We start from the raw sequence: 19,782 nt of genomic DNA on the forward strand, positions 1-19,782 counted from the left end.
AGACCCTAAAGCCCAATTTTAATACTGCTGACAGATGAATTAATGACGGGGGATCGACCTAAATTAAAAGAGTCTCCGTGCGATCGAATAATTTTAAGGTAACTATGACTCTTTCAGGTAAACCCACTTCCTTTTGGTTAGACTCTACTCTAGAAACAGAATATCCTGCATTCACAGAAGCAATAAATGTAGATGTAGCGATTGTTGGTGCTGGTATTACTGGTTTAACTGCTGCCTATTTACTGAAACAAGCAGGAAAGACGGTAGCAGTTGTCGAAGCAGAGAATATAGCTTCTGGAGCCAGCGGACATACTACAGCCAAAGTTACTTCGCTACATCAGTTAATTTACAAGGATTTAATCGATAGTATAGGCAAAGAAAAAGCTAGACTATATGGCGAGTCCAATCAAGCCGCAGTAGAATTTGTCGCCGCTACGGTAAAAAACGAACAGATAGACTGCGATTTTAGCCGTCGTAGTACCTATAGTTTTGCTGAAAGTTCGGATAATTTGAATAAAGTGCGATCGGAATACGAAGCAGCAGTAGAATTAGGTCTTCCTGCTACTTTTGTAGAAGAAACAACTCTGCCGTTTAAAATTGCAGGCGCGGTAGAATTTAGCAATCAGGTTCAATTTCACGTACGGAAATATTTATTGCGTTTGGCTGAGATTGTGGCTGGTAATGGCAGCTATATTTTTGAACATACCAGAGTTAAAACCGTAGAGGAAGGCGAACCCTGTCAGGTAGTTACCGAACGAGGTAATCTTAACGCTACAGATGTTTTGGTAACTACTCATCTACCAATTCTCGACTTGGGTTTATTTTTTGCCAAAGCTTATCCCAAGCGTTCCTACTTAATAGGGGCGGCAATTTCGCCAGAAAAAGCTCCTGAAGGGATGTACATTGGTGTCGGTCAAAACTATCACTCAATTCGTACTACTCCCTATGAAAACGGTTTGCTATTGCTTATAGGCGGTGGCGGTCATAAAGTTGGTGCTAAAAATAACACCGAAGAAAGCTATTTGGAACTAGAAACCTATGCCCGATCGCACTTTGGCATCGAACCTAACGAAATTAAATATCGCTGGTCATCTCAAGACTATGTTTCCTTTGATAAATTACCCTATATTGGCAAGTTAACTCCCGCCAACCAACATATTTATATTGCAACGGGGTTTAGTCTCTGGGGAATGAGCAAAGGAACTCTGTCGGGAATGATGTTAGCCGATCGCGTTTTAGGTATCGATAATCCCTGGGCGGATCTTTACGATTCTCTCCGCGCTACTCCTTTTGTCACTCAAGAGTCGATTAAAGAAAATCTCGATGTAGGAATGCACTGGATAGGCGATCGCCTCAAAGGGTTACAGTCAAGCTCGGTGTCTGAGGTAACTCCAGGTAAAGCAAAATTACTAACTATCAATGGCGATAAAGTTGGGGTATATAAAGATACAGCAGGCTCGGTTCATGCAGTGGCTGCAACCTGTCCTCATTTGGGCTGTATCGTCAACTGGAATAGTGCCGAAAAAAGTTGGGACTGTCCCTGTCACGGGGCGAGATTCGATTACGAAGGTAAGTTATTACACGGTCCTGCGGTCAAAGATCTAGATAAGAAAATGGTGCAATAAACTTCTCGCACGAATCATTATTAATTACTTTTGCCAGGGGGAAAGGGGAAGGTTCAAAGGGAAAAACGACTAAAAAGCAAGAATTATGTGAGAAAAATATTATATAAGGCGATTGTTGCAAATAAGTTACCAATTTTGAGATTTATCTCTATCTTTGACTCACGTTAGCGCGTTATAGTTAACTGTGGTCAGAGAGACTCCGCCTTGCGGATTGGAGCGATTGACGGAGCTTCCTCTAACTTTGTGCAACAACCACTAAAAATTGATGAACTCGCTTTATAGTTTTTGGAAATTTTCTCGTCCCCACACAATTATCGGTACTAGCCTCAGCGTTTTAGCATTATATTTTATCGCTCTGGCAACTACCAATAGCGCAATTGCTCCCAATAATTTCCTACAAATGCTGGCGGTATTAGCTGCCTGTTTGTGCGGCAATGTTTATATTGTTGGCTTAAATCAAATCTGCGATGTAGCGATCGATCGCATTAATAAACCACATCTTCCTTTAGCTGCTAAAGAGTTTTCTCCGCGACAGGGACAGTGGATTGTGGGAGTAACTGGTATTTTGGCATTAATTTTGGCAGGGACACAGGGACTTTGGCTACTAGCGACAGTAGGTATTAGCTTGCTGATTGGAACGGCTTATTCTTTACCGCCAATACGCCTCAAGCAATTTCCTTTACTAGCGGCGTTTTGCATATTTACCGTTCGCGGTGTTATCGTCAATTTGGGCTTGTTTTTGCACTTTACTAAAAAACTAGCAGGCAGAGAGTTTTTAAATGGCTATGTTTGGGTTTTAACCTTATTTATTATCGTTTTTACTGTAGCGATCGCTATATTTAAAGATGTCCCCGATCTTGAAGGAGATAAAAAATATAACATCACTACCTTTACGATAATTTTGGGCAAATCTGCCGTATTCTCTTTTTCTCGCTGGCTGATTACCTGCTGTTATTTGGGTATGGTAATAGCAGCATTTTATTTAGCTGCAATTAATACCAGCTTTTTTATCGCCTATCACTTAGTACTGTTAATTTTGTTGTGGTGGCGCAGTCGGCAGGTAGACTTATCTCAAAAAAGCGCGATCGCTGATTTTTATCAGTTTATCTGGAAACTGTTTTTCCTCGAATATATTTTATTTCCCACCGCCTGTTTCATTTAATAATGTTTGACGTAAATAAGCTACAAACTCCTCATAGTGGCTATCATTGGGATCGATTTGCACCCAGATATTTTGAAGGTTGGTACTATCGTTTGACTTTGCCCGAAATCGGTCAAACTTTTGCCTTTATGTACTCTATTGAAGATCCGATTGGCGAAAGAGCTAACAGTGGTGGTGCGGTACAAATTTTAGGTATTGACGAACAGTATCTCTGTCGTACCTTTCCTGATGTAAGAGGTTTTTTTGCTGCTAAAGACAGTCTGAGTTTTGGACATTGGGGCAATAAATTATCGATCGCCCCCCAACTATTATCTACTAGCGAATTTGAATCTGGGATCGAGCAAGGATATCAGGCAACAGCTACTTTAAATCAAGGCTGTATTTACTATCCAGACAAGCAAAAATACTGTCGCTGGCAATATCAAATTAAACCCGTTTATGGCTGGGGTAATCCCTCACAGTTACAACAAGCTACTGCAGGTTGGCTATCTTATCTACCAGTATTTGAACCAGGCTGGCAGGTTCTAATGGCTCACGGTTTGGCGACGGGATGGATCGACTGGCAAGGGCAAGTTTATAATTTTACCGACGCTCCTGCATACAGTGAAAAAAATTGGGGCAGTTCCTTTCCTCAAAAATGGTTTTGGATTAACTGTAATAGCTTTAATAATACTAACGATTTGGCTGTAACTGCGGTAGGGGGAATTAGAGACGTTTTGTGGTGGCAAGAAGAAGTCGGTTTAATTGGTATTCATTACCAAGGACAATTTTATGAATTTGCTCCTGGTAACTCTCAAATTAGCTGGCAGGTACAACCCTGGGGAAAATGGCAAATACAGACTAGCAATAGAGATTACCAAATAAACCTTACAGGCACTACCAATTTACCAGGCACTTTCGTTCGCGTACCGACGGCAAAGGGTTTGGTATTTAATTGTCGCGATACCACTAAAGGAAAGTTAACTTTAGAATTGCGATCGCGCTACGGTAAAACTATTGTTATGGCTAACAGTAATCTAGCTGGTTTAGAAATAGGTGGTTCGTCTTGGGATGAGCCTTGGATAGTTAACGCTTAAAGGAGAATACATTATGTCAGACTCAATTATGTACCAGGAAGATGCCTATGTAGTTTTAGAGAGCGATCGTGAAGAACAGTTTATGACTGCTGAAGAATTAAAAGCCAAATTAAAAGACTATTTCAATTCTTCAGAGATCGCTATTCCTAGAGAGTTAACTAAGTTCGATTCTCTAGATATACAGATACAGCATTTGATCGATAACTATTTTGAATTAGATCTCGGTAAAAATAAATATTTGCAATGGTATGTAGTTCGTTTAGAAAAATAAAAATAAATATTTGCAATGGTATACAGTTCGTTTGGAAAATTGACTATTCACCATCATAAATAGACGGCAATTTTTAGGACTAAAGTTACAAAGTTCTTTTTCCTTTATTTCCTTAGATCTTCAAACAATCGCCATAAAAAGTGTTAAAAGGGCTTCAAAATACAAAATTTTCGGTGGCATCAACTAGCATTTCAATCGTTTTGATATTTGGATAATGCAGTTTAGAATATAGAATGTAAACAATAAGTTGCGATAAAAATTACCTTGTTTTTGTTTCAAATTTATTGCTCACGATATACCTGACGACTGGCAGTTAATGAAAAATTTTACAGTTAAAATAGTTAATTACTTAGAGAACCAATCAAAACTGTCAATTCTAACTCAGGGTTTAATACTTACATTGATTATTGGCACTATAGATTACTTTGTAGTTATAGATTTTTCTCTATCAATATTTTATTTATTACCAACTGTTCTGGTAGCTTGGTATGCTGGTATCTGGTATGGCTTAGCAATTTCAATTATTAGTTCTTGTAGCTGGCTAATTAATGATTTTACTGTTACCAAAATTTATTATCCATATTTTCGTTTTTGGAATATAGTAGTAAGATTTATTTTTTTCTCAAGCATCACTTATCTTCTGGCGGCTCTCAAAACTGCCTATGAAAGAGAAAAGCGTTTTGCACAAACCGATGCTTTGACAGGAATAACCAATCGCAGATATTTTTTCGACTTACTACAGCAAGAATTAAATCTGGCTTTGAGATATGAAAAGATTTTTACCGTAGCTTATTTCGATCTAGATAATTTCAAATTAGTTAACGATCGCTACGGACACGCCCAGGGAGACGAGCTATTAAAGTTAATAGCAGAGATAACAACTCAAACAATTCGTCGGGTAGATATATTTGCGCGCATAGGAGGAGATGAATTTGCTCTGCTGTTGCCCGAAACCGATTTTGCAGCTTCACAAACAGCTTTACAGCGACTACAAACAGAATTACTAATGGTAATGGAATTTTATTCTTATCCAGTTACTTTTAGCATCGGAGCGATTACTTTTGTGCGTCAGCTTAATTCTATTGATGAAATAATCAGGAGCATAGATAGTTTGATGTATGAGGTCAAAAGTAGCAGTAAAAATGATATTAAACACGAACTATATTAATGAACAATTATCATTTAACATTAAACATTTATCATTTAGCATTTATAAATATTTAATGGTCAATGGTCAATGATTAATGTTCGATGCTCGTTATACTGGCGATCGATTAAACTAAAAAATAATAAACAATATTAAAGCAAATGGCATCCGAACGAGAAGTAAAACAATATCTTGCCTACTGGTTTCAACTCGGTAAAAAGTTACTCTGGCGTAATGGTCAAAAAGAGTTTTTGCCTGGTTCGATAATCAAAGGCGATCGCTACTCTACCGAATTTGAAAACTGCTGGCAAGAAGTGTTGCAAGCAGGAGGTAAAAATTATGCTCTTGCTGGAACCGATAATACTATTGAAGAGTTGCTTTCTTCTTCCTGGGAGATTAATTCGTGTGCTATATGCGATATGCCAGTTCCTATAACCAGTATGGGTATACAGCCTCTTTCGTGTATTTGTAGCGATTTAGACAACTGGCCCAATAACGAACTGCCTCAACCGAGATCGCCTGTCGATAGTAAACAACAGTTAAATAAAATTAAGTTGCGCCTATCTGCAAAACGCTCTCAAGGGATTTAGTCATGCTAAATCCCTTAATTGAGATGCTTTACACCAATTTCAAGTTAGGGTAGTAAGCCAAAATATCATTGGTAGAAAGAGTGTCTCCTTCTGCCTGTGGTGTCCATAAAACTTCTACTGCTAACAGGCGATCGCTACCAACGCCACCTATTTGCTGTAGTGCCTGGCGTAAATCTTCCGAACCGTTAACATCGGGCAGATTTAAGTTTCCCTGTACCCCTACAATAATTGTGGCAATAATAAATTCTCCCGACTCAGATCTTTGCTGTATTGCCGAGCTTTCTTGGCTGGGAGCTAAATTTTTGTCTTCGGCTTGTCTGAGTACGCTATCGACGTTACTCAAAGTCTCTTCGGAAAACTTACTGCGTTCTCCTAAAGCCAGCTGATTAAACTTAGCTTCTGCGGCATCGATGTTGGTTTTTTGAGACTCAGACGCACCATAAACCCAGTATTCTGGATGGCGTAAAAGTGCCAAACTGGCTTCTTGTGCCACTGTAGCGCGACCAGATGCCGAACTAGTGTCCGCTTCTAACGCCAGACGATTGAGATCTGACTGTAGTTCGCGAGCGTTAGATAACAAACCTACCTGTACCTGAGCTACGGAAACTTGAGAACTGGCGTAGCCAGATTCGCCCCCACCAGCATTACTAAAGCTTCTAACCAAAAAGTTAGCAATAGCGATAAAAATTAGGATGGAAAATAAACCGCCACCGCCAAAACCAATAAAGGGTAGTAAGAAGGGAAAACCAAAGCCACCGCCACCATAGCCATAGCCAGGAGAACGATAACCGCCACCGTAACCGCCGCGAGGAGAAGAATAAGTTCGGGGAGTCCGAAAAGAACCGCCACCAATTCTACCACCGCTACGAGCCGCCAGTGCGCTGCTGGCGTTACCCAGCACCAGAATACAGACCAAGCACAGTGCCAAAATCGATTTGAACCAGAACTTACGTTTTAAAAACTTATTTTTCATTAGAAATATTATCGAGAGTCTATATCTTAAATGTTATAAAATGTTAAGCGTGGTCGGCAATCAACCACCGCCAACGATGGTAACAATTTCCAGGCGATCGCCAGAGTGAAGTTGTGTATCAGTCCAATACTGACGATGAAGAATTTCGCCATTGTATTCTACCGCTACCAAACGAGGGTTTAAGCCCATTTGAGTCAACAGTTCGGGTAAGTGTATTGCTTGCGAACAAGAATGGTTTTCGCCATTTATCTGTATATCAATCATGTCTTAACCAACGAAGAGCAATATCAATCAATAATTTGTTACTCTTTATTCTCCCTCAAACTTCTCGGTTCTTAAAACTACTAAACTAATAATTTTATCTGTGTAGTAAAGATAAAAACTGTCTTGCAACCAGACCTGGCTGTTCTGCTTGCATGATAGCGCGAACTACAGCCACTCGTTGTCCTCCTGCGGCAATAACCTCGCTAACGTTATTGAGATCGACCCCGCCAATAGCAAACCAGGGAATGGGACATTTAGTAGCAGCATAGTTAATATAATCTAGTCCTGCTGCTGCCTTATTGGGTTTGGTTGGGGTTTGATATACAGGACCTACGCCGATGTAGTCGGCACCTTCAGCGATGGCAGCTTCCATTTCCTGCTGATTGGTAGTAGAGCGACCGATAATTTTTTGCCAACCGAGCATTTCCCTGGCAAAGGCGATCGGGACATCCTGCTGTCCGAGGTGTACGCCGTCGGCATCTACAGCTAAAGCTAAATCTACGCGATCGTTGACCAGAAATAAAGCATTATATTGATGGCAGAGTTGGCAAAGCCGCTCGGCAATCTGAATGCGGAGCATATCGTCAACTTCTTTGTCGCGGTATTGAACTAAAGTTAAACCACCTTTTAAAGCATCATCTACAATTTGCAGGATCTGTTCGGAAGGTGAAGTAACTAAATATAGTCTGGAATTTTGAAGCTGTTGGTGGCGATCGCTGTTTAATAAGTTACTTTCTATAGTGTAAACGCGATAGCGCATTTGTTTGCAGGCGATCGCCATTTGTGGGCGATCGAACTTACTATATTCTTCTAGCACTCGCAGTGCTTCTTGTACTCTGCATAAATTAGCCTGTAATAAACTTTCAATACTGTTACGTGTTTCTTCTCGTTCGTGAGACAATTCCGTTCCCACATCTTCTAAAGTATTTCTGGCTTGCCGCAATTCTTTACTATGCCAACTAGCTAATTCCTGGCGTATATGTTTGCACTCCTGGGCTAATGGCTGATGATTTAAGCCCAGACGGCACCATTCCTCAACAATTCGTATTCCTTCTCTAGCGCGATCTAAATTGGCATCTAAAATACGATAGATAGCTTGTTGCATATTAAATTTATTTATTAAAATTTCGATTTTAAAAATCTAGTTCACATTGTAGCTTTATCTGTTACTTTTGTTTCTCTTATTTTTTATTTGAATTTGAATAGTTAAACTCGCTCTATGGTCACAGTAAAAACTACAATCCATAAAGCCAAATAATTAAAGCAGGAGTAATAATCGACATCAAAATACTTAAGGGCGTTCCTAACTTTATATAATCAATAAATTTGTACCCCCCAGGACTGTAGATCATCGTATTTGTCTGATAGCCTATGGGAGTCATAAAGCTATTTGAAGCAGCAAAAGTAACGGCAAACATAATTGCCAAAGCATTTAAATTGAGATCTTGGGCAACTTGAATACTAATAGGAATCATTAACAAAACTGCCGCGCTATTAGAAAGAATTGCCGTCAAGATCGAAGTAATCAGATAAAAAAACAGCAGCATCCAATAGCCTGATAAATTACTACCAATAAATAGTAAAGGTTTGGCTAATAACTCAGTAGCTCCCGATTTTTCCATAGCCGTTCCTAAAGGAATCAAACCCGCTAAGAGAAAAATTACATCCCAACGTACCGCACCATATATTTCTCCAGGTTTGAGACAGCCAGTTAGTACCATTAATACTACTCCTGCTAAAGCACTAACTAAAATCGGCACCAGGTTAAAAGCAGCAGCTAAAATTACAGCCAGACAAATTAATACTGCAACTTTGGCTTTATCTAAGCGTAAATTATCTACATCTCGCTGTTCTAAAACTAATAGTTCTCGTGTAGTTTGCAAACCCAAAAAACTTTGTCTTGGACCCTGTACTAAAAGTAAATCGCCAAAACGGAGTGGTACTTTACCCAATCTCTCGCGCAGCAGTTCTTGTCCGCGACGAATTGCCAATACTGTAGCGTTGTAGCGTTGGCGAAAGCGCAAGTCTTTAAGAGTGGTTCCAATTAAGCGGGAATTGGATAAAATCAAAACCTCGCCAATCTTATCTTCTTCTGTGTTCAGTTCGGTTTCTAGTTCTACCTGATTGAATTTGACATCAGCCAAAATTTCAATACCTCTTTCATCTCTAAGTTGCAGTAAATCTTGACGACTGCCGCGAACGATTAAAATATCGCCGACATTAATTTTTTTATCTGCAATAGGTTGGGGAAAGTGGCTGCCATCGCGGACTAATTCTAATACGTCTACGTCGAACTTGCGTTGAATTTCACTTCTACGGATGGTTTGTCCGCTCAAGCTAGAATCAGGACTAACTACAATTTCGGTTACATAATCTTTTAATTGGTAATCTTGACTAAGACTACTATTGTTGACAGGCTTGCGGCTCGGTAATAATCTGGGAGCAAAAAGAGCTACGTAAGACATTCCTATTACAAAAATAATAATACCCAACTGGGTAAACTGAAACAAGCCGAACTCTCCCTGTCCGTATTTTTGAGATAAACCGCTAGCCAGAATGTTAGTAGAGGTGCCAATTAAAGTTAGGGTTCCCCCTAAAATAGAGGCAAAAGAAAGCGGCATTAATAATTTGGAAGCAGAAACGCTTTTCTTTTTGGAAAAATCTTCAATAATAGGGATAAAAATTGCCACGATCGCCGTATTATTAATTACCGCACTAATAGGACCGACGATTGTACCCATAACTAAAATTTGCCTGACCGTATTTTTGCCACTCCACTGCAACAAAAAGTCCCTAACTACTTGAATAGAACCAGTACGAGTTACTCCCGCACTGAGAATAAACATTGCCATAACGGTAATGGTTGCGGTATTGCCAAATCCTGCAATACCCTCTTCGGGAGTTACTAACCCCAACACCATCAGCAAAATTGCTGCCATAATTGCCGTTAAATCTACAGGGAACCATTCCCAAATAAAGGCAATTAAAGTTATGCTAAGAACGCTTAAAGTTAGAACGATGTCAATATTCATTCAGTAGAATTGGCTTTTCGTTTGGAAAACTTTTTAGTGAGCATAACTCAGATCGGCTAAAAATGTGGGAATACATCGCTCGGTAAACGGTACTGCGTCAAAACCAATTAAGTAAGCAATTATTTTAATGAGTCAGTTAGAAATAAGAATTGTTAGCTATAGCCAGGATTTTCAAGCAATTAAAGACATTAGAACCAAAGTTTTTCAAGAAGAACAGGGAGTGAGTGCCGAACTAGAGTTTGATGGTTTAGATGGGGGAGCAACTCAACTTTTGGCTTATTTAGACGCTCGCCCCGTAGGAACTACCAGAATTAGATGTATTGCTGCTAAAACAATCAAAATAGAAAGACTGGCAATCTTACCTGATGCCAGAAAACAGGGCATTGGCACTAAGTTAATGCTAGCTGCTTTAAAATTAGCTAAAGACAGCAACTATAAAAAGGCTGTCGTTCACGCTCAAGAGTATATCAAAGGCTTATACGAACGTTTGGGATTTGTAGCTACAGGAGACAGTTTCACCGAAGCTGGTATTCCCCATATAAAGATGATTAAGAAGTTGTGATCGATACATACTACTTGCTACTACCGATGAGATAGAGTAACGCCATGCGAACTGCTACGCCGTTGGCTACCTGTTGGGAAATTAGGCTTAATTGCGGGTCGTCCATTAAATCTGATGTAATTTCTACACCGCGATTTGTCGGTCCTGGATGTAAAATTTTAACTGCTGGCTGACACAATTTGAGGCGATCGCGAGTAATGCCAAATAGTTGATGATATTCTCGCAAACTGGGAATAAAATTGGCGGTCATTCGCTCTTTTTGCAGTCTTAAGGTCATGACAAAATCGGCATCTTGCAAGGCGGGTGCTAGTTCCCAATGTACGAACAATTTGTCCTGGTACTGGCAATTGCTGGCATCTAAAAATAGCTTGGGTAGTAAAGTTGGGGGAGCGGCTAAATGTACTTCTGCACCTGCGGTAGTTAGGCTATAAATGTTAGAACGTGCCACTCTAGAGTGAAGAATGTCGCCTACAATAGCAATCTTTTTACCATTTAATAATCCCAATCGCGGATTTTCTCGGTCTAAAACTGTAGTGAGGGTAAATAAATCTAATAGTGCTTGAGAAGGATGCTGATGCAAACCGTCTCCTGCATTGAGAATGCTAACGCCAGAATTAAGCCGATCCATTTCGGTAGCGATCGCCTGTGGTACTCCAGCTTGTTGGTGGCGAATCACCATAATATCAGCACCCATTGCCAGATAAGTCTTAGCTGTATCCAAAATAGTTTCTCCCTTGCTCAATGAGGAGCTACCTGGAGAAAAATTAAGAATATCTGCTGAAAGACGTTTGGCAGCTAGTTCAAAGCTGCTACGAGTTCTGGTTGAAGGTTCAAAAAACATATTGGCAACTACTTGCCCTTGAAGTGCGGGAACTTTCTTAGTTTTTCTCGATAGCACTTCGCGGAAACCAACAGCAGTCTGCAAAATGGTTTCGTATTCAGCAGCAGAAAAATTTATTAATGATAATATATGTCGTCGCGTCCAGGTAGTTGCCATCAAACAAAAACTAGTGAGATGTAACAGGCAACCACAAGATTATCAGCTAATCTCATTTTCAACAATTATTATTTAGGCACTAGGCACTATGTTTCAGGTATTTCTACATCTGCTTTGAAGTTGAGGCGATCGCACAAAATAGCTTTTAGTTTTTAGTTTTGAATTGACTACTAATAACTAACTACTAACCGAAGGTTAAAATGCGATCGCCATACTGGAAAATCAAAAGTTTTATTCGTATAGCCAGGATTTTCTAATTGGCTCCCAATCGACTAACTCTTCATCATCAAACCAGAGGGACACTTCTTGTCGAGCGGTTTCAATGGCATCAGAACCATGAATGAGGTTGCGTCCGATACTTACGCCAAAATCGCCCCTAATCGAGCCAGGAGCAGCAGAAATAGGATTAGTCGCGCCAATAATGTTTCTGGCGGCAGCAATGACGCTTTCTCCTTCCCAAACCATCGCAATTACGGGAGCAGAAGTAATAAAATCGACCAGACCAGGAAAAAAGGACTTGTCTTTGTGAACTTCATAGTGTTTTTCTGCCAGTTCCCTTGACACTTTCATCATTTTCAGTCCTACCAGGGTAAAACCTTTAGCTTCAAATCGTCTGACTATTTCCCCTACTAAATGACGCTGTACGCCGTCGGGTTTGATCATAATAAAAGTACGTTCCATATCATCCCTCCAAATTCGGTTACAATTTTTTACAAATCCCAGATTAACTTAAATTCTGGTTTTTTAAACGATATTTTTTAATTGCACATCGCTACACTGCGCTGCGTTCTAGTGCCAACTCAATTAGGCGATCTACCAGTTGGGGAAAAGTTATGCCCGTAGCTTCCCAGAGTCGGGGATACATACTAGTAGCAGTAAAACCAGGTAGGGTATTAATCTCATTTATAAACACTTTTCCCGTAGCTTCGACATAAAAGAAATCAACTCTAGCCAAACCCGCAGCATCCACTGCGGCAAAAGCTTGGAGTGACATCTCTCGTAGGCGATCGCTCACTACATCGGGTATATTTGCAGGTATATTTAATTGTGCTAATCCTTCGGTGTATTTAGTCTCGTAGTCGTAAAAATCACTGTCAAAGGTAATTTCTCCCAATACCGAAGCTTGAGGATTATCGTTACCCAACACCGCACATTCGATTTCTCTAGCCACTACACCAGCTTCTACTACAACACGGCGATCGAAACTGGCGGCATTATCTAAAGCTGCTTCTAGTTCATTGCGCGATCGCACCTTGGCAATCCCGACAGAAGAACCCAAATTAGCAGGTTTGACAAAACAGGGATATTCTAAAGTTGCTTCGATGCGATCGCAGAGCTTGGAAAATAAAGAACTAGACCTAATATCGGCGCGATTGACCGCTACATATTTAACTTGCGGTAAACCTACTGCAGCAAATGCCACTTTCATAGCAATTTTATCCATGCTCAATGCCGAACCTAAAACACCAGACCCTACAAAGGGAACCTGCATTAGTTTCAGCAAACCCTGTACCGTACCATCTTCACCATTTGGTCCGTGTAAAATGGGAAACCAAACATCTATTGCTTTAGTTTGTGGGGGAAAGCGCCAGAGATGGTGCTGGCTTTCAGCTTCTAGTGGTTTGCCCGTAGTCAAAATCTTATTTGCCCGATCTCCACCGTGCCAGACACCATTTTTATCTATGTAGACGGGCAAAATTTCGTATTTATTAATATTCTCAGACTGACTCAAAGCTAGCGCGATCGCTCTTGCTGAAGTAATAGAAACTTCATGTTCGCCCGAACGTCCGCCAAATAGAAGCCCAATTTTTTTCTTAGCCATTAAATTCAATCGACTCAAAAATTTTATCTAGATGCTACATCATCTTTCTTAATTCTGGTCAATTGTCTATTTAATGCCCGATTTAAAGTTCGCTACCATCGGTTGTTGGTTCGCTGGGAGAACGCTTGGGGTTTAGTTCCAAACGACTATCATCTCTTTCTTCTAATTTGTCTTTTAAACCCAACTCTTCTGCTTCAGACATTTTTATACCTGCCTTTTTACCCAATTTATCGGCATCGTGTCCTTCAGCAAACGGTTCGGTATTGGCAAATTTTTCTTGTCCTGATTCCATGTTGTTATTTCTCCGAAGTTGATTTTTGTTGAGAGCTTAATGCTCTTTAGTTATTAACGAGTATATACGCTACAAAGCAAGAGCGTACTAGATGTCACTCTTACTTGTAGGTTTATTTATCTATAAGCTATGAAGTTCTATTTCCTAAAACTTAGCTTCTAGTTTTAGCTTTCGTTTCTCAAAGTATCTAGCTGTAGTTCTACGGCATTGACGTATCCTTCGTCTTCCAAAGCTTGGGGGGAAAGTTCTCCAGCATCGATTGCTGCTTGAATTAATTTTTCTGCCGTTAGTTCGCCACTATTATAATTGCTAACCATAACGGCATAACCGTCAATTCCTTGAGACTCATACTGACCGCGATATGCAGAACTGACTAAATTAAAAGCTTCAGTCCTTCTAACGTCATACATACTTTCGTTAGAACTACTGCCTGTAGACTGATATTCGTCTAGAGTTTGTTCGGTACGAGTTTCGTCGTTATCCATATCCATATCAGAACCTGCTGGCTCTACCTGAGATACGGAATTAGGTTCGGTTTCGGTTCTTTCTTCGTATTTTTCGATTCTAGTGTCTGGATTTTCTTCTTTCATTCCAGCTACCGCCATTGGTGCAGTAACAGCAGACATTAAAAGTAAAGATAAACTTCCGATTGCTAGTTTATTCATAAATAATAAAATCTCCTTATTTATTAGTTAAATTTAGTTTAAATAATTTTTATTTAAAAACCTTCCGACAAGTGACATAATACTTGAGATATATTTACAATTACTACACTTTTTTCTGTTGTAGTTAAGAGTAAAAATAGCAATTTATCATCACTGCGAGACGATAAACACGATAAAAGGAGCAAGTTGTCAAAAATTCGATCGCTCTTGCTCCCATACAGTTTGCTGTAGTCAGACTACAACAAATCTATTAAATTTTTAAAAAACTCTAAACATCCCTTTCCGTACCTTCAGTAGGTCCGCCAATTGCTTTCCAACCAGCCAGTCCACCCTGTAGTTGAGATACTTTTTTGAATCCCGCACTTCTTAGTTCTTGAGCCGCTTCAGCAGTTTTGTCGTCACTTTCGCCATAAACATAAATAGCGCGATTGGGAGCCAGACTATCGGTAATTCTTTGAGAAGTGTTCTCAGAAAACATGGGCATTGCTCCCATAATTCGCTCTTGCAAATAAGCTTCGCGATCGCGAATGTCGATAATCGTTAGGGCAGGTTCGCCCCAGTCCAAACGTTCTTTGAGTTCTTGAGCGCTAGCAACTTCATGTTGTTCGGGAGGACTGGGAACTACTTCTTTTATCTTGTCTTTTGCATTTGAAATAGCTTTAGCTTCTGCTTCTGACATAATTTAAATTTTTATCTTACATTAACTTTATCTAAAATTATGTAATAGCAATCTGGCAAATTATGCCTCTTACTATAGAAAGAGAAATGCAAAATATCTAACTTTAGCTATAAATTTATTAAAAGCACTTATAGGTTCGACAAAAAGAAAATTTTTTACTGATAATAAAATAGTAAAAAAACTCAACTGCTAAATTAATCGAGCAAATCATTCTCAAGACTCATTTAAATTTATTAGTTATTTTTTAATCTAAAAACTAGTGAACGGTACACCGCCATTTAACGGAGGTGTCTGACGTTTATCGCCCATACGCGGTCATCTCGTTAGAAAGGCTTTGCTGTAAGATGCTAGAGCTCTATCTAACGCGGTCGAAAGGCAACAACAGCGAGCGAGAGAGCGACTTCATCTACAAGCGTTAAATATTTTGAAGGGCAAATAAAATATTGGTTCGCTAAGTAATTTTAATAAATTACATAATTGCCACATTTTTTAGACACTCGAATAGTAAGAATTAAGCTAATGCAGAAACAAGAACGCCGTCCGACTCCCGATGATATTCCCGCTCAAAAGCTAGACTATCCTGCTTCTCAAAGGGATATGGAACCTCAGCCTGATAGCGACCTGTCCAACTATAAACCCGCCGGTAAACTGAACGGTAAAGTAGCTTTTATTACTGGTGCCGACTCTGGTATCGGTAGGGCTGTAGCGATCGCCTATGCTTTAGAAGGGGCGGAAGTAGCTATTTTCTATAACGAAAATGATGCCGATGCCGAAGATACCAAAAAAATGGTTAAAGATATTGGCAATAAAGACTGTTTGGTAATTAAAGGAGATGTGCGTAACTATGAAGATTGTGAATCCGCGATCGCCCAGGTAGTAGAGCGTTTTGGTAAGTTGAATATTTTGATTAACAATGCTGCTTACCAAATGACTCAGAAAAAATTTGAAGACATTTCCCTCGAACAGTTTCGACGCACGCTGGAAACTAATATATTTGGTTATTTTTATATGGTTAAAGCTGCTCTACCTCATTTAGAAGCAGGAGACGCAATTATCAACACGGGTAGCGTCGTCGGCAAAATGGGCAAAGCGATGTTGATCGACTATGCTACCTCTAAAGGTGCAGTACATACCTTTACCAAGTCTCTAGCGTTGAATTTGGGCGAGCGTCAAATACGGGTCAATTCAGTAGTTCCAGGACCAGTTTGGACTCCTAACATTCCTGCCACTATGCCTGTCGAAAAAGTAGACAACTACGATACCGACGGCATAATCAAACGCGCTGCCCAACCAGAAGAACTAGCCCCCGCCTACGTTTTTTTAGGTAGTTCTGACAGCAGCTTTGTTACAGGCGCGCTTTATGACGTAACTGGCGGACAGCTTTCAGCTTAATTCGACATCTATTTACTTTTTGCACACACAATCACACAGTATATATGACTATTTCTCCAAATAAAATTCCCGCACAATCACAAGAAAGACAACCCGCACTAGAGTCAGAAATGACTCCCAAGCCAATTTACGACCGCGATAGCTATAAAGGTAGCGAAAAACTCAAAGGTAAAGTCGCTCTAATTACAGGCGGCGATAGCGGTATCGGTCGCGCTACAGCAGTTTTGTACGCTAAAGAAGGAGCAGATGTTGCTATTTCTTATTTAGACGAACAAGGCGATGCTGAGAAGACTAAAGAACTAGTTGAAGCTCAAGGACAAAAATGTTTGCTGCTGCCTGGCGATATTAGTAAAGAAGAACTTTGTCAGGAAATAGTTCAAAAAACTGTAAATGAATTTGGCAAACTAAATATTTTAGTTAACAATGCTGCCGAACAGTATCTTGAAGATGCGATGACGCTAGAAGATATCGACTCGGCACGTTTGGGTAGCATTTTCAGCACTAATATCTTTGCCATGTTTTACTTGTGCAAAGCAGCAATTCCTCATTTAAAAGAAGGCAGTTCGATTATCAACACTACCTCGATTAATGCCTACAAAGGTAATGCGGCACTGCTAAGTTACTCTACAACTAAAGGAGCAATTCTGGCATTTACTCGCTCCCTATCTCAATCTTTAGTCGAAAAAGGCATTCGCGTTAATGGCGTTGCTCCAGGACCTATTTGGACTCCCTTTATTCCCGATGCTTTTGATGCCGAAATGGTAGAAGGCTTTGGCAAACAAGTGCCCATGAAACGTCCAGGACAGCCAGTAGAAGTGGCTACGGCTTTTGTCTTTTTAGCGTCTGATGATTCGTCCTATTTTACAGGACAAGTTCTCCATCCTAATGGGGGCGCAGTTGTCGGTGCCTAAACTTTCTAGCACCGATCGCAACAATTAGAAATACGATATTTCTAATTTATTAACAGTTATTTTGATAGGTTGAATAGCTATGTATTCAACCTATTTCTATAAATTTCAGACAACATATCGAGCTATAAAACTTTACCATAACGGCGATCGCGTTTTTGATAAGCTCTTAATGCGCGATCGAACTGCTGGCGATCGAAGTCGGGCCAAAAAATGTCGGTAACGTATATTTCTGTATAAGCCAACTGCCACAACAAAAAATTGCTCAAACGCATTTCGCCACTGGTACGAATTAGTAAATCGGGATCGGGACTGGCGGCAGTATAAAGATAGTTAGAAATCGTATCTTCATCAATCGTTTCTGGATCTAACTTTCCCTGTCTTACTTTTTCAGAGATAGCCCGACAGGCTTTAACCATTTCGTGACGGCTACCATAATTAATTGCCACATTAAAATGTACATTATTGTTGTTTTTGGTTACTTCCATTGAGTGCTGCATTTCTCGCTGCAAAGACTGAGGCAAAATGGTTAAATCACCAATAAAGTTAATCCGAACTCCCTCTTGGTGCATTTCTTTGAGTTCTTTGCGTAACAGTTTTTCAAATAATGCCATCAAAAAACTTACTTCTGTATGAGGACGACCCCAGTTTTCGGTAGAAAAAGCGTAAGCGGTTAGAGTTTCTATTCCTAAATCCTTACAGTAGCGCAGCGTTTCCTTAAGAGTATTTGCTCCTCGGCGATGCCCTTCAATTCTGGGCAAGCCCTTTGCTTTTGCCCAACGACCATTGCCATCCATAATTACAGCTACGTGCCTGGGTAAAATTTTTAATTCGGTCTTGTTTGGTAAAGTAGATAATAATTGCGCTGTCATGAGACGAGATTTAGTAATAGTTGGTAAGTTGCTAAGCTGGAAATATCTTTATTAAAAAACTGTTAATTTGAGGTTAATGCGATCGCCGCCTCCTCATCAAAAAACTGCGGCGAAGCACAAAACGGCTGTAAATATTCTGGTGTTAGGCTACTACTCCATTGCGACATACGCTGTAAAATCCAGACAAAAGTGTAGATCGTCTCTATTTTGCACAATGAAGACCAGGATTGCCAGTCTAACACCGACATTAGACGATGAAAAGTAGCTACTAAATTGCTATTTTTATCGGCAGGCTGTAGCAAACTGGCTATTTGACTAAAAATATGTCCGATTAGCTGAGAATTAGCGTTGGGATACAGCCAAAGACCAACCCCCCAGAATTTAGTCATGTGGTTAATTTCATCCTGTAGCAATTCGGCTAATACCTGCTGAATTGTGCCAGTAGTGCGAGCCATCAACCAGAGATACAGACAAACAGCACCGTATTCGGTAATAATGCGGTGCAGACCGTGACCATACAAATCTCGATAGGGATCTTTTACGGCTCGATAGCTTCTAACAGTTCGCAATTTGGGATTTATTTTTTCTTTGGTAAGCTGTCGGTATACTTTAATCAAAGCTGGAGTATGTTGGCGTTCTTCCCTTTCCCACAAACCGATTTCGATAACTTTGCCATCTTTGACTACGCCGCCGACAAATCGCGCCATTAGAGAATGAATGGGTTCTAAATACTGTCTGCTGGTTTGCGTATAATCATGAATTGGTGCTTCAGTATCGATCGCACCTTTAATTATGCTGAGAAAGATATCTAAATCGATGTCGATTATTTGTTCTGGGTTAATTTTATGCCAGTCTATAGGTTGCCATTTACGGGGTTGGGGATCTTGAAACTGTCGGGGTAAATCTTCGAGGCGATCGCGTAGTTGTTCGCTGCTAAGATATTTAGCTACTAAATTATCGATCCTCTCTTTAGTTTGCCAAAAAGTAGGGTTATAAATAACTTCTCCTGCCAAATCTTTAGTCAAACTTTTGTCATTCATCTTTAACTCCAAACTGTAATTTTATTACTTACAAAGCAGCTTATGAAATTATCTAACTTCTGTCAGTCGGTTATAGTCGGGAGTTTTTCGGGATAAAGTCGGAAAAAGTCGGTTTGTTTTATAGCGCGCACACAAAATTGCTATTTTCCGAACTTATCTTAATCAGAAATGGTGTTGTTCTTAACCTGAAATTAAATTTGCTTTCTTAAGATTTAATCAAATTAAATGTTTATTGTGCATTATACTTGGCACAATAAAACTTCAAAAAATCACATTAAAATACTTCTTTGTAGTTTTTGCTTCAAAAAAGAAGTGTTTTTTTGTGCTTGTTTTTAATCGAGATTCAATAATTATTTGTTGGCTCAAATATAAAAAATAAATAAGCTGAAGTTTATTGTTTAGACCGACCGCGA

The 19,782-nt window shown here is 39.8% G+C and carries 21 protein-coding genes; 9 read left to right on the forward strand and 12 right to left on the reverse strand.

Annotated elements, in window-relative coordinates:
• The first annotated feature begins 104 nt into the window (after positions 1–104).
• The 6 genes from KV40_RS21565 to KV40_RS21590 all read left to right on the forward strand — a co-directional run bounded on the left by KV40_RS21565 (position 105) and on the right by KV40_RS21590 (position 5,871).
• Positions 105–1,625, forward strand: coding sequence for an FAD-dependent oxidoreductase (locus KV40_RS21565; protein WP_036485868.1), 1,521 nt, complete (start codon positions 105–107; stop codon positions 1,623–1,625).
• Positions 1,626–1,890: 265 nt separating this feature from the next.
• On the forward strand, positions 1,891–2,787 hold the full coding sequence (locus KV40_RS21570; RefSeq protein WP_036485870.1) for a homogentisate phytyltransferase: 897 nt from the start codon (positions 1,891–1,893) through the stop codon (positions 2,785–2,787).
• 2 nt (positions 2,788–2,789) lie between these two features.
• Positions 2,790–3,863, forward strand: coding sequence for a tocopherol cyclase family protein (locus KV40_RS21575; protein WP_036485872.1), 1,074 nt, complete (start codon positions 2,790–2,792; stop codon positions 3,861–3,863).
• A 13-nt stretch (positions 3,864–3,876) separates the two neighbouring features.
• Positions 3,877–4,134, forward strand: a complete 258-nt coding sequence (locus KV40_RS21580; protein WP_036485874.1) for a chlororespiratory reduction protein 7 — start codon at positions 3,877–3,879, stop codon at positions 4,132–4,134.
• Between the two features lie 316 nt (positions 4,135–4,450).
• A complete protein-coding gene (locus tag KV40_RS21585) occupies positions 4,451–5,302 on the forward strand; it encodes a GGDEF domain-containing protein (RefSeq protein WP_036485876.1) in 852 nt (283 codons plus the stop codon).
• A gap of 140 nt (positions 5,303–5,442) precedes the next feature.
• Complete coding sequence (locus tag KV40_RS21590) at positions 5,443–5,871, forward strand: hypothetical protein (RefSeq protein ID WP_036485878.1); 429 nt, start codon at positions 5,443–5,445, stop codon at positions 5,869–5,871.
• A gap of 28 nt (positions 5,872–5,899) precedes the next feature.
• Here the strand turns inward: KV40_RS21590 and KV40_RS21595 are convergent, their stop codons facing one another.
• The 4 genes from KV40_RS21595 to KV40_RS21610 all read right to left on the reverse strand — a co-directional run bounded on the left by KV40_RS21595 (position 5,900) and on the right by KV40_RS21610 (position 10,134).
• Positions 5,900–6,844: a DUF1517 domain-containing protein gene (locus KV40_RS21595; RefSeq protein WP_036485880.1), complete on the reverse strand. Its 945-nt coding sequence runs from the start codon at positions 6,842–6,844 to the stop codon at positions 5,900–5,902.
• 60 nt (positions 6,845–6,904) lie between these two features.
• A complete protein-coding gene (gene thiS, locus KV40_RS21600) occupies positions 6,905–7,108 on the reverse strand; it encodes a sulfur carrier protein ThiS (protein ID WP_036485882.1) in 204 nt (67 codons plus the stop codon).
• Positions 7,109–7,202: 94 nt separating this feature from the next.
• On the reverse strand, positions 7,203–8,213 hold the full coding sequence (locus KV40_RS21605) for a thiamine phosphate synthase (RefSeq protein ID WP_036485884.1): 1,011 nt from the start codon (positions 8,211–8,213) through the stop codon (positions 7,203–7,205).
• A gap of 130 nt (positions 8,214–8,343) precedes the next feature.
• Entirely contained in the window at positions 8,344–10,134 is a 1,791-nt protein-coding gene (locus KV40_RS21610) for an SLC13 family permease (RefSeq protein WP_052055828.1), read from the reverse strand.
• Between the two features lie 133 nt (positions 10,135–10,267).
• Between KV40_RS21610 and KV40_RS21615 the strand changes: the two genes are divergently transcribed.
• A complete protein-coding gene (locus KV40_RS21615) occupies positions 10,268–10,702 on the forward strand; it encodes a GNAT family N-acetyltransferase (protein ID WP_036485888.1) in 435 nt (144 codons plus the stop codon).
• Positions 10,703–10,712: 10 nt separating this feature from the next.
• On the opposite strand, the gene KV40_RS21620 is transcribed toward KV40_RS21615, so the two are convergent.
• The 6 genes from KV40_RS21620 to KV40_RS21645 form a co-directional block, all read right to left on the reverse strand.
• Entirely contained in the window at positions 10,713–11,699 is a 987-nt protein-coding gene (locus KV40_RS21620; protein WP_036485890.1) for an aspartate carbamoyltransferase catalytic subunit, read from the reverse strand.
• Between the two features lie 231 nt (positions 11,700–11,930).
• The gene (gene ndk / locus KV40_RS21625) at positions 11,931–12,380 is read right to left on the reverse strand and encodes a nucleoside-diphosphate kinase (protein ID WP_036485892.1); all 450 of its coding nucleotides are present in this window, start codon (positions 12,378–12,380) and stop codon (positions 11,931–11,933) included.
• Between the two features lie 91 nt (positions 12,381–12,471).
• A complete protein-coding gene (locus tag KV40_RS21630) occupies positions 12,472–13,521 on the reverse strand; it encodes a D-alanine--D-alanine ligase family protein (RefSeq protein ID WP_036485894.1) in 1,050 nt (349 codons plus the stop codon).
• 82 nt (positions 13,522–13,603) lie between these two features.
• Entirely contained in the window at positions 13,604–13,813 is a 210-nt protein-coding gene (locus KV40_RS21635) for a DUF6335 family protein (protein ID WP_036485896.1), read from the reverse strand.
• Positions 13,814–13,977: 164 nt separating this feature from the next.
• Positions 13,978–14,478, reverse strand: a complete 501-nt coding sequence (locus KV40_RS32385) for a hypothetical protein (protein ID WP_052055817.1) — start codon at positions 14,476–14,478, stop codon at positions 13,978–13,980.
• A 268-nt stretch (positions 14,479–14,746) separates the two neighbouring features.
• Positions 14,747–15,157: a rhodanese-like domain-containing protein gene (locus KV40_RS21645; RefSeq protein WP_052055818.1), complete on the reverse strand. Its 411-nt coding sequence runs from the start codon at positions 15,155–15,157 to the stop codon at positions 14,747–14,749.
• 519 nt (positions 15,158–15,676) lie between these two features.
• On the opposite strand from KV40_RS21645, the gene KV40_RS21650 reads away from it, so the two are divergent.
• Both KV40_RS21650 and KV40_RS21655 read left to right on the forward strand, forming a co-directional pair.
• A complete protein-coding gene (locus KV40_RS21650; RefSeq protein WP_036485897.1) occupies positions 15,677–16,549 on the forward strand; it encodes an SDR family oxidoreductase in 873 nt (290 codons plus the stop codon).
• A gap of 44 nt (positions 16,550–16,593) precedes the next feature.
• Positions 16,594–17,460 (forward strand): SDR family oxidoreductase, encoded by an 867-nt coding sequence (locus KV40_RS21655; RefSeq protein WP_036485899.1) that lies wholly within the window; start codon positions 16,594–16,596, stop codon positions 17,458–17,460.
• A 122-nt stretch (positions 17,461–17,582) separates the two neighbouring features.
• Here KV40_RS21655 and KV40_RS21660 read toward each other — a convergent pair whose 3' ends face one another.
• On the reverse strand, positions 17,583–18,329 hold the full coding sequence (locus KV40_RS21660; RefSeq protein WP_036485901.1) for an isoprenyl transferase: 747 nt from the start codon (positions 18,327–18,329) through the stop codon (positions 17,583–17,585).
• Positions 18,330–18,391: 62 nt separating this feature from the next.
• Positions 18,392–19,369 carry a hypothetical protein gene (locus KV40_RS21665; protein WP_036485903.1) on the reverse strand — a complete coding sequence of 326 codons (978 nt, stop codon included), beginning with the start codon at positions 19,367–19,369 and terminating at the stop codon, positions 18,392–18,394.
• Between the last annotated feature and the right edge of the window lie 413 nt (positions 19,370–19,782).

The organism is Myxosarcina sp. GI1 (assembly GCF_000756305.1).
Classification (GTDB): domain Bacteria; phylum Cyanobacteriota; class Cyanobacteriia; order Cyanobacteriales; family Xenococcaceae; genus Myxosarcina.